The following is a 15,656-nucleotide window of genomic DNA, read 5'->3' as shown; positions in this document are numbered from 1 at the left end:
GGCGCAATCACCGGGGCATCACAGGTTATTCGGCGTAGTATTCGTCGAGGATTTTTTGTTCGGCCTCGGCGGCAACCGCAAGGCTGTCTGCTGGCGACATGCCTTCCAGCGTAATCCGCTCAACCATTTCCACCATCAACTGGCGCTGCGCGGATTCATTGGCGAATTTCGTTGTATTTGCGTATTCGAGGCCTCGGATGAAGGGGCCATAGACCTCGTTATTCGCGTTTTCTTCTGTCATCCCGACGGAGGGTTTGGCCGGAAGTTCGCCGACCACATCCAGCCAGATCTGCATCGCTTCATCTGACGTGATATACTGCATGAACTTCACGGCAGCATCGTATTTTTCGTCTTCGGCTTTGGTCGTGATCGCATTGACCCAATAGGATGAATAGTTCGACCGTGTACCGTCCGACGTCGCGGGCAGCTCGGTCACGCCCCATTTCAGGCCACGTGTTTTGTCCAGTGAGCCGATCCGGAATGAGCCGTCAATATGCATACCTGCACGCCCGGCTTTGAAGGCCGCCTGAGGTTCGTCCATGAACCCGATTGCAGTTACAGCATCATCGCCGGTGAACATGCTTGTATACATCTCCAGCGCTGCCAATCCGGCATCCGAGTTGTAATTGACCGTCTTGTAGTCATCCACATATGGCTCTCCACCGTTCTGACGGATCAGCCCCTCGCGCCACCAATGATGATCCTGCGCGGTCATGCCGGCGGTAATGCCGACCTGAGTCAGGTTGCCTGCGCCGTCGCGCTTGGTCATCGCCTTTGCAGCGGCCATCATTTCATCGATGGTGGTGGGGGGTTCGACACCAGCCTCTTCCAGCAGGCGTTCATTGTAGAACAGCGCAAGCGACCGAACGGCGGTAGGCAGTGCCCAATAATTGTCACCATCCTTCATCGCCTGAACCATCGGAAAGAAATTTTCGTCAATTTCGGAGGCCGGAAATTCGCTCGTGGGAAGCGGCTGGATCAGGTCGGCTGCAACATAATCGTTGAGCCAGCCATAGAATAGCTGCACCACGTCCGGGCCCTCACCAGCAGGCACGGCTGCTGCGACTTTTGTGCGGTAATCGGCATACGGGAAGTGGGTCATTTTGACGGTTATGTCAGGATTGGCTTCCTGGAAGTTCTCGATCAGCTGCTCCATCGCTTCGACGCGGGCATCAAAGAAATACTGCCAGTATTCAATTTCAACCGCCTGGGCTGCCGACCCGAGCAGTGTCGCCACGCCGGTCGCCGCAGCAAAGGACATGGACTTCAGCTTGCCAATTCTCATCGAATGTCTCCCTGTTTTGTATCGGCCGGACGCCTGTTCGGGTCAGGTCGCGGCCCGTTATGAGAAATGATTAACTCAACTGTATTGAGTTATCAACTTAATTGAGTTAATCCGAGGCAATGGTCGCCCTGTCTGAAATCATCGTTGGCGCAAATGCCGAGCGTTCGCGCAGCCATAACCGGCAGATGGTCCTTGGCCGGGTCCGAGCGGCCGGCCAAATCGGGCGGGCCGACATCGCCAGAGCGTCGGGCCTGTCGACGCAGGCCGTCTCGAACATCATCGCAGACCTGCTGCAGGACGGCTTGATTCTGGAAAGCGGGCGGCGCACTGCCGGACGCGGTCTTCCGGCGGTACAATATGCGATCAACCCGGTGGGCGGTTTTGCCATGGGTATCGAGATCCGCTCGGATGCGGTGTTTGCTGCATTGCTGGATTTACGCGGGAAACCGATTGTCTCGCATCGTGCGCCGTTGCGGTCGCTTGATCGGGACACCGTGACGCAAGCGGTTGTCGGAATCAAAAAGGAAATGATCGAAGAATCCGGCACCCCGAACAACCGCGTGTTGGGCGCAGGTATCGTCATGCCGGGCCCATTCGGACAAACCGGATTGCGTGGAAGCCGCTCGGATGGTCCGTTGTGGGATGATATTGCGCCGCAAGATTGGTTTTCGGATGTTTTTGACCTGCCGGTTGCCGTTGAAAACGACGCCAATGCCGCCGCGATGGCCGAGCGTGTCTCGGGTGTTGCACAGGGTCTGGATACCTATGCCTTCATGTATTTCGGCAGCGGGCTTGGTCTGGGTGTCGTTCACAAAGGCCGCATCATCTCGGGCGCTTACGGCAATGCAGGCGAAATCGGGCACATCCCCGTGCCCGCTGGTGGACAGGCGTTGTTGCTAGAGGAAGCCGTCAGCCGTTTTTCTGTTCAAAGGGCGTTGGCGCAGGACGGCATCACTGTGGCAAACGGGGACGATCTCGACCGTCTTTACAAAGCCAACAACCCGTCCCTTGCGCGCTGGCTGGACGCTGCGGTCGAGCCGCTTTCGGCGGCCATGACCATCGTTGAAAACCTGTTCGATCCGCAGGCAATAATCTTGGGTGGTGCGATGCCCGACAGCATTCTTGATCACTTTGTTCAGACTGTACGGTCAACAGATCATTCTGTCTCACATCGCGCCGATCGCAGCGCGCCGCGGCTTTTGCGGGGTGCTTCGGGCCGGATGACCGCAACCCTGGGGGCTGCGGCGCTTGTCATCAATCGAGCCTTCACGCCGCAGATATCGGCACACTCATAGGAGCCGCGATGCTAACCGAAGATCAATCCCGGCTTGCGAACGCCCGCGCGGAACCCCGTGTCATGCAACTTTGGTGGGCGCTGAAACCGCTAAGCTCAGTTGTGCGGTTCATGCAATCGGGGGCGCATCCTGATGATGAGGATTCGGGGATGCTTGCGGTGTTGGCATTCCGTGATGGCATCAACCTGTCCTATGCCTGCTCGACCCGGGGAGAGGGTGGTCAGAACGACATCGGCACAGAAACCGGTCCTGATCTGGGTGCATTGCGGACACGCGAGATGGAGCGGGCCTGCGATATCCTCGACATGCGCATGTACTGGCATTCGGAAGGGCGGGACGATACGATTACCGACTTCGGATTTTCCAAGACCGGTGACGAAACCTTTGGTTATTGGGGTCGCGACCGTACTCTGGCCAGATTTGTCGAAATCATCCGGACGGACCGGCCTGATATTCTGTGCCCGACATTTCTGGATGTACCGGGTCAGCACGGGCACCACCGGGCGATGACCCAAGCCGCTCATGACGTGATGGCAGCGGCTGCGGACCCCGACTTTGCGTCGAACTTGCCTCCGTGGCAGGTCAAAAAGCTGTTTTTGCCAGCGTGGTCCGGCGCAGGCCAGACTTATGACGATGATGTCCCACCGCCACCGGCGACCGTAACCATTGACGGAAGCGGTTGCGATCCCATGAGCGGTTGGAGCTGGGAGCGTATTGGCCAGATGTCGCGCGCGTTTCATCGCACCCAGGGCATGGGCGTCTGGCCAAACCAACAAAGCGCACGCGATTGGCCTTTGCACCTGGCTGAGACGCATGTCGAAGGCGACACTCTGACGTCGGGCTTACCAGAAACCTTGCGCGACCTGGCTCGGCTGCCCGGGGCAGAACCAATGGCGGACAGCCTGAAGCGCGCGCAGGACAAGATCGACGCAGCCATTGCCGCATTCCCCGAATTCGATACAGTCGCGCGGCACGCAACTGAGGCGCGCGCTGCCGTCGAGGATGCGGCTTTATCATGCCCTGACCACTTGCAGGGCGAAGTTACCCATCGCCTCAAGGCCAAACGTGACCAACTGGATCGAGCCATCAGGATTTCGCTGGGAATTTCCGTACAGGCGTCAGTGGGGAATGTGCACCTATCGCCCGGTACAAAAACCACTCTGAACGTCGATTTGGATTCGGGTACAGCCGACCATCTGACCGTCACACCAGTTCTGCCGAAGGCGTGGCGTCTGGAGAACGAGACGCTTTCAATTGAAAAGGACGCTGGCCCTTCTGATCCCTATCGGGCCGCATATGATCCGGCGATACCACTGAAACCTTATTGGGCGCTCAATGTATCCGCTTTCGGGCATGATTTCACGCTAAACGCGCGCTTTGGTGACGAGCCTTTCGTGTGTCCTGCGCCAAGTGTGCAGCTCTCGACTGATGCGCTACTAGTTAATCTCAAACATCGACAACGTGAGCTCGGGCTTCAAATTAGGTCCGATGTCGACGTCTCAGTTGTCGCTCCGACAGGGTGGGGCACCGCGATCAAGGGTGAGGATGTTAGGATCTCGGTGCCAGTGGGCGTTGAGCCCGGCTTGTACGAGTTGCCGGTGTCAATAAATGGCCAACCGGCTCAGACGGTGCGGCCCATCACCCATTCCCATGTCGAAGCCACTGCACAGTACCGGCCTGCTGTTATCAGAGTGCGGGTTCTGGAGGCCGATGTACCAAGTGTGCGTGTCGGTTATATCGGGGCGGGAAATGATCGCGTCGGGCACTGGCTTTCTGCCATGGGCGTTGATGTCCAAAACGTGAGTGATGCCGATCTTGCAAGTGACGCAGCGCTTCAGGAATTTGACACAATTATCGTCGGAATTTTTGCCTTCAAGTTCCGCGCCGGACTTGCTGAAGCTGCAGATCGGTTGAACGCCTGGTGTGAAAGGGGCGGCACGCTGGTCACGCTCTATCACCGGCCCTGGGACAACTGGGATGCAGACCTCATACCGCCGCGGCGGCTGGAGATCGGGATGCCTTCACTGCGATGGCGTGTCACGGATGAGAACAGTACCGTGACACATTTGGGCGCCCATTCTGTTCTCAACACACCCAATCGCATTTCCGCCGAAGACTGGAAAGGTTGGCACAAGGAGCGCGGGCTTTATTTCGCAAAATCCTGGGACGAGGCTTACGTGCCCCTGCTTGCCATGAGTGACCCGGGCGAAGCGCCGCTAAAGGGCGCTTTGCTGGCCGCGGATATCGGGCGGGGGCGGCACGTGCACACGTCGCTCATCCTTCATCACCAGATGGAGCATCTTGTCCCGGGTGCCTTCCGTCTGATGGCGAACATGATCGCCAAACGCGGGTCATGAAACCAGGCGAAAAGTTAATAAATGCGGTGTGGTCCTTAGCTGTTATGTAGAAATCAGTTTATGTGGGATCTGTTGCAAACTATTGACCATTGACCTTGGTGGAGTGTCTGACGTCAGCGCCACTGGGGCAGTTTAGCTCAGGGGGAGTGGTCGCGTCGTCCCGCGGTGCTGGCTACTAAATTTCCCCATAGTGGGGGGAGAGAAAAACTGGAACGTGGTCTTTGCCTGCAGCAAACGAACGCTCTACCCAAGGTCGGCCTTAGACCGGGAGTACGGGATAGGGCCTCTGTTTGGCGGCGGCGTCGAGGTTTGCAAGGAGCCCACTTTGACTGATGCCGCGTGATGCCCCAATGACAACAATGCGCAGAAAACGAGCTTTACAAAGTAGCGTTGAACAGCCCGCTCATGTCAATTGAGAACGCCTTCAACACTGCAAGGCGTAGCAGCCAAAAGCACGCGCTCCACCTCAGCGAAGCATTGTTTTATGAATGTTATGCTGAAACCGGAATGCTTGGTTCGGGTTCTCGCTTCATCACGCTACGTCAATATCTATTCAGTGTATCAAGTATCGCTTTTTGCGTTTCATCATCGTTGTGGAAAATCTTTCTGGCAAGAAATTCGGACGGGAAATCGGGCCAAGTCTTTCGCATTTCGTCGAGGAGTTGTCGTGCGGCATCGGAATTGCCCAATAGATCGTGCGCAACGGCCTGGAACAGGAGCGAAGGAGCGCTGACGGGCGCACCGGCAGCTGGGGCGCCTTGAAAGGCGTCAATGACATCTTGGTAGTTCCCGAGCATCAGTTGAGAGACCCCCCAGATATTTCTTGAACCAAATCGACCAGAACCTGTTCTGGCTCTTTGAGGATTGCTGACTTCGGCGGCAAGATCAGGAGCATTGGCAACAATGGCCGAGATACCGGCAAGATCCAAAACATGGCCATCCGAAGGTGCAAGCTCGACGGACATTCTGGCGTATTTCAAAGCCTCGTCCGGCTCATTCCTGACAGCCAGGACCCAACCAGTTGCGGCATTCGCCCATGCGTCAGTGGGGGACAAATCCAAAGCATGTTCAGACAATTCGAATGCTTGGTTCAAGAAATCCCTTCTTTGTGTCTCCTCTCGGGCCAGTATAGCCAGGGTCGCCAAAACCTGCGCCGAGCCGGAGTACCCATCGGGCAAAGCGGGGTCGAGTTCGGTGGCGTGTTGGAACATTCCAAGTGCCATTTGCTGACGTTTGGTGTCAAAGACCGGAAAAAACATGCCGCGGGCCTGGTCCGCAAGATTAGCAGCCTGCAATCGTACCAACGATCGTTCACCCAGTGCCGCACGTTCCGCCTGTTCGGTCGTGCGTATAATTGGCTCCGGGCCGAGATCGTCCTGGTTGAACCACAAACCAGCGATTGTGATTATTGCAAAAACACCCAATCCGGCAAAAACCCATTGCCTTAATGGCCCAACACGCCGCCGCTGCCGAGGTGGACCCGCGAGGGGATTTTCAGGCAACGGTTCATAGGAGAACCGAGGCTTGTAGCCGCCTGGATCAACGAAGATACGAACGCCTTGGCCATCCCAATGGTCCTCGTAATACTCGCGCAACAGTCGACGTAACCGCCGTGCCTCTACACGAACGAGATTTTGGCCTCCTGTTCCGTCGATGCGTCGCTCATAGACGTCGACGGCGATGGCTTTACCGCGGATCTGAGCGCCGCGCCCGGCCAGAGTTTCTTCGACAACATACGTGAGAAACTGTTGCAACCGGGGCGATGCTTGAAACCCATCGCTTGAAACAACGCGCCGCAGGGCTGCCCGGACCAGATCCGGTGACAGCTGTCCAACATGCTGATCTGTCGGCAAATCATTGGCTTTGTTCAAGGCAAACTCACCCCCAACTCACGGTGACTCACTTGGCCTTTGCGGTCAACCGCACTCATCTCGATGAAAGAATAGGTAGTGGGAACCGGGGTTTATCCAGTGATGGCAGATCTGTGTGATGAGATTCCAGAGCTTTCGGAGGCCTTGTCCGGGCGTGTCAAAGTGGATGCGCTTCTGAGGGAGGCCATCGAAGACCTGAAGAAGGTGAGTGCGCTGTTGAATGATGCGTCGATCACGGTATCCGAGCGCGCGGAATGGACCCACATCCGATCTGAACTTGTGCACGAGCTTCGCCGGATGGCGAAGCGCAAACTCCATAACACAGTTGAATGAGGGTTCTGACATGGCAAACGACGACAATGATAAGCATCTGGACAAGAAACAGGCCGAACAGGCCGATGACATCGAAAACCCCTCTCGTCGGCACGTCATGCAAGGGCTGGCCGCCGGTGCCGTCGCGACCGGAGCGGTCAGCTATGGTACAGGTGCTGCACAAGCGCATCCCGGCGATGGACCGTTGGGTGAAAACCTGACTAACCCGTATGGCGGTAGACCCGCCGGTGGCATCACTCTGCCAGAGTATTTCCGGCCTACAAAGTACATGACCGGTTCGAATGCGAACTATTTCCCGCTGTCAGAAGAACTCGGTCCCGATGAAATGCGGATTTCGTTTTGTGGTTCCACACCGTTTCCGCCACGCGAGGACCAAGCTGGGACTTGTATCATGGTGGAATTGGGGAACGGAAAACGGTTCTTTTTTGACTTCGGCTCTGGCTGCGTTCGCAATATCATCGGAATGCAGGTTCCTGGCCAGTTGATCAATGACATCTTCATTACGCACCTCCACATAGATCACTATGCCGATATTCCTTACATCTACCCGTTCCGGGCCTGGTCCGGTGGCTACACGCCGTTGCGTATTCACGGCCCCTCAGGTCGGACACCCGAGCTTGGTACAGCCGGAATGGTCAAAGGCATGCAGCAGATGCTCAAATGGCATCTGGAGGCTTTCGACATTTTTCCAATTGGGGATGGTTATGAGATCGAGGTCAACGAGTTCGATTTCCGTCAGGAAGGCGGCATCGTTTATGACGAAGACGGTGTCACGGTTCGATCCTGGCCACGCAGCCATGCCAAAGACGGGGCTGTTGGGTATCGGCTCGATTGGAACGGCCTGAGTTTTGTTTGGACCGGCGACGGTCGCCCTGATGAACTGAGCCTTGAATACGGCAAGGGGGCAGACGTGTTTGTGACAGAAATGTCCGGTCAGGATATCGGTCAGTTGATGACTTACAAATACGGTCTGCCACAAGAACTGTTCAACTATACAATCGATACCCACCACACGTCGCATTATGCGGTTGGTAAACTGATGGCAGAAGCGCGCCCGCGTCTTGCAATGGTGACCCATTATACGCAGGACGAGGATATTGATGCCGAGATGCTGGCGGGTATTCGGGCTCACTATGATGGTTTGTTTGCCTGGGGCTTGGATGTTGCAGTTGTCAATGTCACAAAAGACGCGGTCTGGTATCGGAAAGCGACGCTGCCCGGGAAATCCGGCTCGGTCGCACCATTCCGCGAATTGGGCAAGATGGAAGCAGAAGGCAAAATCACGTTGCCTGACGAAATCAAACCGCCTGCGCCGCGGTCTACACGTGCCGAACAGCAGGACCAGAAGTACCGCGACATGGAGATCGACCCCAAGGAATACTATCCGTCGGATGTTTTCCGCGCCCCCGCCCCAGAATGGCCGAGCGACTTTGTCATCAAAGTCGATGATGTCATCCCGAACCGAAAAAAGAAGGCGGAGTGACGGAATGATCGAATTCGGCTCGACCTCGGCAATCCCAGTCACGATCCTGACCGGCTTTCTCGGAGCCGGAAAGACAACCCTTCTGAACCGCATCCTGACCGGAAATCACGGGTTGCGGGTGGCGGTTCTGGTCAATGATTTCGGGTCCATCAATGTAGATGCCGATCTCGTGGTCGGTCTGGAAGATGATGTGCTGAGCCTGGCAAACGGGTGTGTGTGCTGTTCGATCCGGGATGACCTGATCGAAACGGTCGAAGCAGTTCTCGCCCGTCCGGAAAGGCCGGAATACATCGTCCTTGAAGCAAGTGGAGTGTCGGATCCGTCTTCCATCGCGATGACGTTTACGGATCAAAAGTTCCGGGACATGGTCCGCTTGGACAGCTTGATGTGTCTGGTCGATGCAGAGCAAGTGTTTGCTGCACCGGAACAAATGGAATTGAAGCTCCGCCAGATCGCGTTTTCGGACATGGTTATTTTGAACAAGGTCGATCTTGTCGACAGGGCCACCGTCAAGAAAGTTCATGAATGGCTTGGGTCACGGTTCCGCCGATATCGTCTGGTTGAAGCCGTAAACGCCAATGTCCCACTGGATATTTTGCTGTCCGTCGGACGCTTTGCCAGCGAGCAACTTGAAACGAAAATACCGGATCATCACGAGCATGGGCCCGGTTGTGGCTGCCATCACGCCGAACACTCTGACAGCTTTTCGACGACGGTGATGAAAGCCGAACGCCCCATTAGCCTGGCGTCTCTTAAAACTGCAATTCGGAATCTGCCCGGCGACGTCTATCGACTAAAGGGCTTTGTCTTCAGTGAAGAGGATCCGGATCACCGTATTCTTGTACAGGTCGTTGGTAAAAGAATGGATGTCTCGAGGGATGGGGTTTGGGGGGACCGACAACCTGAAACAAGGCTTGTCGCTATTGGCGCGCCGGGAGCCCTTTCAGCACACGCTCTATCCGATACGTTGTTGGAGCCAGCATAACGGCTAAGCTGGCAAAGCCCGATGTTGTGCGCAACTTCGACGCTACGGTAAACTCATCCCAGATCGACAACTTCCAGACCAAGTGAGGAGGAGGCTTTTTGCTGAGACTCGTTACGAAATTGGCTCAGGCAATCCCACTGTCTATACCCGGCGTCGCGATTGTTTTGTCAGGCGCCGCAGCGTCTGCGCAGGAGGTTTCCAGCCGAGAGTTTGAGGACACGACGCCAGATTTGGACCTGCCGAGTTCATCAAAAGGAGTGAGCGCCGAGTTGTTGTCTGCCTTTCATGGACTCGAAGCGTTGCCCCGATTGGCCAATCTGATTTGCAGAGGTTCTGGGGGCAAACACGGGATGCCCGTAATTTTCTCAACTGAGATTGACCTAAACACCATGCAGGCAGGTGACTTCAGAGTTGTAACCAATTCAGGACAAATCGGTACAATGCACTGCGCGTCTGTGTTACCCGCGACGGATCCTGGTGAATTACGCACAGTGCTTCTCATCGGAGACTTTGGGAACGCTGCCCAGGATCCACCTGTCGAAGTCGAGGTTATTGGGCACTTGCATTCCATAGATGGTACGCTCGATTTCCAGGGTGCCACCGTCAGCGTAACTCCACTTGAGGAAGGACCCTCCATGATCTTCGGCGAGGTTGTTGAGGATTGGACGTTGGTCGGAAATCTGGGGCCACGTCGCACTAGAGGCAGTCTTTGTCCAAGTGAAGACATCGTGCAAGCAGTTAGAATTACTTGGGCGGGCGGCGTCACTCTGCCTAACGGTAAGGATCCTGGCGATGCGGAACGTGACTTGTACAGTATTATCCTGGAGGCCGAAGACGGTTCTCAACGCAAAGTGACGCCGGCGGCGCTTGCCGATCTAGGTGACGGGGACAATAATCATATGCTTTGCCTGGATACCAATGATCAACCGATCTCGGTGTCCTACCCATCCGGCATTTTGACTGATCCTAACGACGACCTGAACCCCGCTACCAATATTGTTCTTACACAACCCGAGTGAGAAGAACCGTTTGAGTTTATTGGTGTGAATTCATAGTTTTGCAGATTAAGTTCGGGCAATTTGGTCGGACCCGATTACCTCCGAACTTGATCGGTCCAGGTACCGTTTGCCCGTCTCAAACGCATCCCTGACCTCGGACGCCTCCGGCTCTGAGCGATCTTTCAAAACTGGAAACATACATGTCAGCAACCATGGCTCGCTGTTAACCGATTTTGTGCTAAAATAAGCAGGCACCAAGTAGAAATGGTCAATTCGGGGCAGCAGAGATGGAACGCAAATTAGCGGCCATTCTGGCCGCCGATATAGTCGGTTTCGCTGGACTTGTATCACGCGATGAAAGCGGGACATTAGCTAAGCTGGTTCACCTGGAACATGAAATCATCGGCATGCAAGTGGAAGCAAACCGGGGGCGTGTGTTCAAGTCTACCGGTGATGGGTTTTTGGCTGAATTCTCGAGTGTCTTTGAGGCGGTCAATTGTGCGATCAATATTCAAAGGGCGTGTTCGCGCGAAGCACGTCAGTCGAACAGTGACGATCCTCTCATCTTACGCGTCGGCGTTTCTCTCGGTGATGTGGTTGTTTACGGAGAAGACATCCTGGGAGACGGTGTAAACACTGCCGCACGGCTGGAAGCAATTGCGGAACCAGGTGGAATTGCGGTTTCTGCAGAGGTCATGTCGCAAATAGCTGGCAAAATAGATCTTCCTCTGGCTGATTGCGGACACAAAAGGCTCAAGAGTTCTGATGCTCCAATACATGTCTACATGACTGTATCAACACCCGGAGAAGAAGCGGGGTTTCTGGATTTTGATGAAGATGAATTGGCCAAAACCTTGGTAACAGGTGGCTGCATCTGTGGGTCTGTTCGGTATGAAATAAACGCACCTGCTATCAGCGCGGGGTATTGCCATTGTAGTTGCTGCAGGAAATTTTCTGGATCAGCGGTCAATGCATGGGCGGCCTTTCCCGATTCTGCTGTTCGATTTCTCACCGAAGAACCTCGATATTTTGCTACTACGCCAATAGCAAATCGTGGTTTTTGTCCCAATTGTGGGGTCAGTTTGACTTATAAGCTCATGAAACCGCGAGAAACGGCCTATCTGGTCCTACATACTTCAAGCCTCGACCAACCCGAAACCTTTGCTCCGTTAGTCCACTCCGGAATAGAAAGCAAAGTGCCTTGGTTTGATATTTTGGACGATTTACCTCGTACGAAATCTTCGGACTCCAGAGTTTTGCAAGAAGCATGGTCAAGTGTCGGTCTCCCAGACCCTGAAACCTGGGGGCCTTTGGCTCAGCCCCCCGAAGTTTATTAGTTGTCTGCTTTGTCCCGCCAATTTCAAGTTCGCCCCCTCATTGATTTTGCGGTCGCACCGAGTTTTCCTTCGTCAGCACCCTCCCACGCTTTTGTTGATGGTCGGATGCATGGGTTTGCTGCAAGCCAGAACTCGGCTACCTTTCGTCAAGAAGCTTGCCAGAGGGGCGCAGTCGAATTGACCTCCTGCTTCCACGATCATGGGTATCGCGGCGAAGGCATCCCAGGCGTTCAGATGCGCCTCATAGTACCCTTCGGCTTGCCCAGCAGCGACGGCCAGCAAACTGATGGCGGCGGATCCGTTGCGGCGGTATTCCATGCCCGCCTCAAGTAGCGTCTGGATCAGGGCGGTATGCTCGGCAACCGGGCGGCGGTTCGACCGACCCAGCAACAGCAATGCGCGATCGGGTTCCGTGCAGTCCGAGACGCTTATCCGCTTTCCGTTCAGCCAGGCACCGGACCCGGTGGCGGCCCAGGCGAGTATGTTCAGATCCGGGGCGCAGATCACGCCCAGCGGTATTCGTCCTCCGTCATAGAAAGCAATGCATACACCCCAGTCCCGATGACCCCGCATGAAATTGGCGGTGCCGTCAATCGGATCCACAACCCAGAGTGTCTGCCCAGTGCCGGACGCGCCACTTTCTTCGCCCAGCATTGCGTCTGATGGCCAGTTCTCTGCAATCCGTCTACGGATCAGATCTTCGACAGCGCGATCAGCGAATGTCACGAAATCCTGCGGGCCTTTTTCAGCAATAAACTCGGCGCCTCGTTCTGTCCTGAGGCGTTGGGCCAGCTCTCCGGCCTCCTGCGCCAGAGATTTGGCGAATGCCAGACGCGCATCTATGTCGGTCATGTCAACTTCCTACTTTTGCCAGAACGTCTGATTTCAAAAACCGTTCGATGAACAACATGAACCCCACCGAAGGCACCAGCAGAATAAGCGCTGTGATCGAGGCGATCTGATAGTTCCCTTCCATCGACGCTGTGAACAGCAGCAAGGGCATGGTGGTCACGTCCGGTACGCCGACAAAATAGGTGCCGGTGAACTCATCCAGCGAGATGAGGAACACGAAAATGGCGCTGGCCATCAGACCGGGCAGAGCAAGCGGCAGGGTCACGGTGCGGAATACGGTAAAGGGTGAGGCCCCTATGTTGGCGGCTGCTTCCTCCAGTTCGCGGTCCACGGCGGCAAAGGCAGCGGTGGCAATCCAGACCGAAAACACAAGACCCTGGATCGTATGGACCAAAACCACGCCGAGATAGGTGCCGTTCAGGCCAAGCCCATAGAAGATGCGCGCTATGTTCATATGGACGGCGATGGACGGGAAAGCCTGTGGTAACAGGAACAGAAGCAGGAAGAACGTCCGCCACGGCAGGCTGCCGCGTCCTAACGCTAACCCAGCCGGGATTGCAACCACCAGAGAGGCCAACACGGTGAACAGCGCGATCAGCACAGAGCTCGAAAGTGATTCCATGGCGTTGCCTTGCGGGCGGAACACGCGCTCCCAGAACGAAAAGCCATAGCTTTGCGGAAGTTTGGCGGGGAAGTACCATGTCTCGGCCACTGACCAGATCAGCATGTTGGTGATCGGTCCGAAAATGGCGAAGGCCAGCAGGGCCAGCAGAATGGCCGTCACGGTTGTACGCAGAATGGTCATGCGGGTTTGCCTCCTTCCCGCACGCCCTGGCGCAGGTAGATCCAAGCGATAACGGCCGTCATGGCATATGAAATGAAGCCAAGCGCATTGGCGACGCCGTAGTCGGAATAGGCGTTGATCCGCCACGCCATGTCGACGGTGATCATGGTTGGCGTCTGCGCATTGATCATCAGCGGAACAGACAACACCGACATCATCACCACATAGGACAGGATCAACCCGACCATCAGCGTGGTGGCAACCTGCGGCACGACGATTTCAAACAGGATGCGCAATCGGGACGCGCCCAAATTGCGAGCCGCCTCGATCGTGGAACGATCCAGCGCGGCCATGGCGCCCGCGACCAACAAGGCCACGAAAGGTGTCTGTTTCCAGACGAAAGTGATCACGATGCCGCGCCAATCCAGATAGCTGGCCGCCTGTAACGGCTCCATCAATCCGGTCGAGACGATGATGTTGTTCATCATGCCGTTCTTGGCCAGAAACGTCCGCATCAGCTGCGCGGCGACCACGAAGGGAATGAACAGGGGCCAGCGGTACAGCCAGCGCAGCACCGCAAGGGCAACACGGTTTTCCCCAAGCGTCAGATAACCGCCAATGGCCACGGAGAAGCCTCCGATGATAACGGTGGACAGGGTGACGATGATCAGCGTGAACAGGATGTCATTGGAATAAAGGCCAAACGCCTTGATGAAGTTCTGCAGACCCCAACCGCCGAGTTCCTCGTCCCGGAACGCCCAAAGCAGCGAATAGCCCAAGGGGTAGAGAAACAGCAGCCCAAGCAGCACAATTGCCGGGGCAACCAGAACCAAAGAGGTTTTACGTGTGATCATCTTTATCCGGTCCAGAGTGTTCAGGTGCGGGCCGAACGAAACAGGCCCGCACCAAGGTTTCCGTTATTGGGAGTTTAGTTGGAAACCTTCAGTTCATAAGCCTCGCGGATATCGTCAAAGAACGGGCCCAGTGGGAACGGCTTGCCTTTGTTGGCCAGCTCTTCCGGGGTGACGTCGGTGAACAGCTTGTCCCAGACCTCTTTATCCAGCGCGGTTTCGACATGCTGGGCGTCGATGCCCGGATACCAGTTAAAGCGTTTGACGATGCCTTCGGCCTGCACGTCGGGGCTGGTGGCCAGCGCGATGAACTTGCGGGCAGCTTCGGCATTTTCGGCCTTGGCGGGAACCGCGTAATAGTAAGGTTGTCCCGGCATTCCCGGTTCGGGCAGCAAAAGCTTGAGATTTGGGTTCAGACGCCCGTCGGCCTGCCACGTATAGAACATATCGACCCAGACCGGGCCCATCACGATCTCGCCCCGGTTCATCATGTCCAGCGTGCCTGCGTTGCCCGGGGTAAAGGTGACGTTTTCGTTGAACGCCTTCAGGTCATTCAGGGCCTGATCCCAGCTGTTCTTCAGCTCAGGGTCATAGGGGCCATTCATCAGCTGATCGGTGTTGCCCGCATAGGCATACATCCAGGCCGCAGTGAAGGCGACGCCGGACATGCCGTTCTTGATGCCGTTATAGCCGAAAGCCCCCTTGTTTTCGGCGGTCCAGGCTTTCAACTCGTCAAAGCTGTTGGGTGGGTTTTCAACCAGATCGGGGTTGTAAGCGATCGCTGTCTGGCTGTGGAACATCGGCATGACATAGCCGGTCACATCCGTGCCCAGAGCGCTTCTGGACGTGTCCCGCGTGGCCAGTTTGCCGGTTTCGATATCTTCGACATATTGCTGCAGCAGGCCCTCGGTCACCATCTCGCCGGTTTTCAGCTGGGTCATGACGACGACATCTGTGTCCCACGCGTCATTTCCGGCCTGCGCCTTGATCTTTTCAAGGATCGCCTGGCTACCTGCATTTCCGGGACCGGTGCCGACAACATTTACCGTCCAGCCCGGGTTCTGTTCTTCAAACAGGGGGCCCAGATAGTCGGTGACGTAGTCGACCATATTCTGGCTACCGCCGGAGGCCACGTTCAGCACGTTTTCGGCTTGTGCCGCACTGGTTGCGATCAGCGCCATCGCTGCTGATGCAAAAAGATTTGCAATTTTGGAAGTCATGATGT

Annotated in this window: 13 protein-coding genes; 7 read left to right on the top strand and 6 right to left on the bottom strand. The window is 55.9% G+C overall.

Going from position 1 to position 15,656, the window contains the following annotated elements; genetic code table 11:
• Positions 1-25: 25 nt before the first annotated feature.
• Complete coding sequence (locus ACR0K4_RS07040; protein ID WP_480853383.1) at positions 26-1,285, bottom strand: extracellular solute-binding protein; 1,260 nt, start codon at positions 1,283-1,285, stop codon at positions 26-28.
• 119 nt (positions 1,286-1,404) lie between these two features.
• On the opposite strand from ACR0K4_RS07040, the gene ACR0K4_RS07035 reads away from it, so the two are divergent.
• On the top strand, positions 1,405-2,580 hold the full coding sequence (locus tag ACR0K4_RS07035; protein ID WP_480853382.1) for an ROK family protein: 1,176 nt from the start codon (positions 1,405-1,407) through the stop codon (positions 2,578-2,580).
• An 8-nt stretch (positions 2,581-2,588) separates the two neighbouring features.
• Positions 2,589-4,937: a PIG-L family deacetylase gene (locus ACR0K4_RS07030; RefSeq protein ID WP_480853381.1), complete on the top strand. Its 2,349-nt coding sequence runs from the start codon at positions 2,589-2,591 to the stop codon at positions 4,935-4,937.
• Positions 4,938-5,479: 542 nt separating this feature from the next.
• Here ACR0K4_RS07030 and ACR0K4_RS07025 read toward each other — a convergent pair.
• Positions 5,480-6,808 carry a tetratricopeptide repeat protein gene (locus ACR0K4_RS07025; protein WP_480853380.1) on the bottom strand — a complete coding sequence of 443 codons (1,329 nt, stop codon included), beginning with the start codon at positions 6,806-6,808 and terminating at the stop codon, positions 5,480-5,482.
• A 102-nt stretch (positions 6,809-6,910) separates the two neighbouring features.
• Between ACR0K4_RS07025 and ACR0K4_RS07020 the strand changes: the two genes are divergently transcribed.
• The 5 genes from ACR0K4_RS07020 to ACR0K4_RS07000 all read left to right on the top strand — a co-directional run bounded on the left by ACR0K4_RS07020 (position 6,911) and on the right by ACR0K4_RS07000 (position 11,944).
• Positions 6,911-7,141 (top strand): hypothetical protein, encoded by a 231-nt coding sequence (locus ACR0K4_RS07020; protein WP_480853378.1) that lies wholly within the window; start codon positions 6,911-6,913, stop codon positions 7,139-7,141.
• A 10-nt stretch (positions 7,142-7,151) separates the two neighbouring features.
• Entirely contained in the window at positions 7,152-8,624 is a 1,473-nt protein-coding gene (gene gntH, locus ACR0K4_RS07015; RefSeq protein WP_480853377.1) for a guanitoxin biosynthesis MBL fold metallo-hydrolase GntH, read from the top strand.
• A 4-nt stretch (positions 8,625-8,628) separates the two neighbouring features.
• Positions 8,629-9,609, top strand: coding sequence for a CobW family GTP-binding protein (locus ACR0K4_RS07010; protein WP_480853375.1), 981 nt, complete (start codon positions 8,629-8,631; stop codon positions 9,607-9,609).
• A gap of 98 nt (positions 9,610-9,707) precedes the next feature.
• Positions 9,708-10,628: a hypothetical protein gene (locus ACR0K4_RS07005; RefSeq protein ID WP_480853374.1), complete on the top strand. Its 921-nt coding sequence runs from the start codon at positions 9,708-9,710 to the stop codon at positions 10,626-10,628.
• A 266-nt stretch (positions 10,629-10,894) separates the two neighbouring features.
• Entirely contained in the window at positions 10,895-11,944 is a 1,050-nt protein-coding gene (locus ACR0K4_RS07000; protein ID WP_480515975.1) for a GFA family protein, read from the top strand.
• A gap of 72 nt (positions 11,945-12,016) precedes the next feature.
• On the opposite strand, the gene ACR0K4_RS06995 is transcribed toward ACR0K4_RS07000, so the two are convergent.
• The 4 genes from ACR0K4_RS06995 to ACR0K4_RS06980 form a co-directional block, all read right to left on the bottom strand.
• On the bottom strand, positions 12,017-12,796 hold the full coding sequence (locus ACR0K4_RS06995; protein ID WP_480853373.1) for an inositol monophosphatase family protein: 780 nt from the start codon (positions 12,794-12,796) through the stop codon (positions 12,017-12,019).
• A gap of 1 nt (position 12,797) precedes the next feature.
• A complete protein-coding gene (locus ACR0K4_RS06990) occupies positions 12,798-13,601 on the bottom strand; it encodes an ABC transporter permease (RefSeq protein ID WP_480853372.1) in 804 nt (267 codons plus the stop codon).
• The gene (locus ACR0K4_RS06985; RefSeq protein ID WP_480515978.1) at positions 13,598-14,434 is read right to left on the bottom strand and encodes an ABC transporter permease; all 837 of its coding nucleotides are present in this window, start codon (positions 14,432-14,434) and stop codon (positions 13,598-13,600) included. Before ACR0K4_RS06985 ends, ACR0K4_RS06990 begins: the two co-directional genes overlap by 4 nt.
• A gap of 74 nt (positions 14,435-14,508) precedes the next feature.
• Positions 14,509-15,651: an extracellular solute-binding protein gene (locus ACR0K4_RS06980; RefSeq protein WP_480515979.1), complete on the bottom strand. Its 1,143-nt coding sequence runs from the start codon at positions 15,649-15,651 to the stop codon at positions 14,509-14,511.
• Between the last annotated feature and the right edge of the window lie 5 nt (positions 15,652-15,656).

It is taken from the genome of Ruegeria sp. K11, from assembly GCF_056531905.1.
Note: the sequence above shows the minus strand (reverse complement) of the source record. Positions and strands in the feature narration are given on the sequence as shown.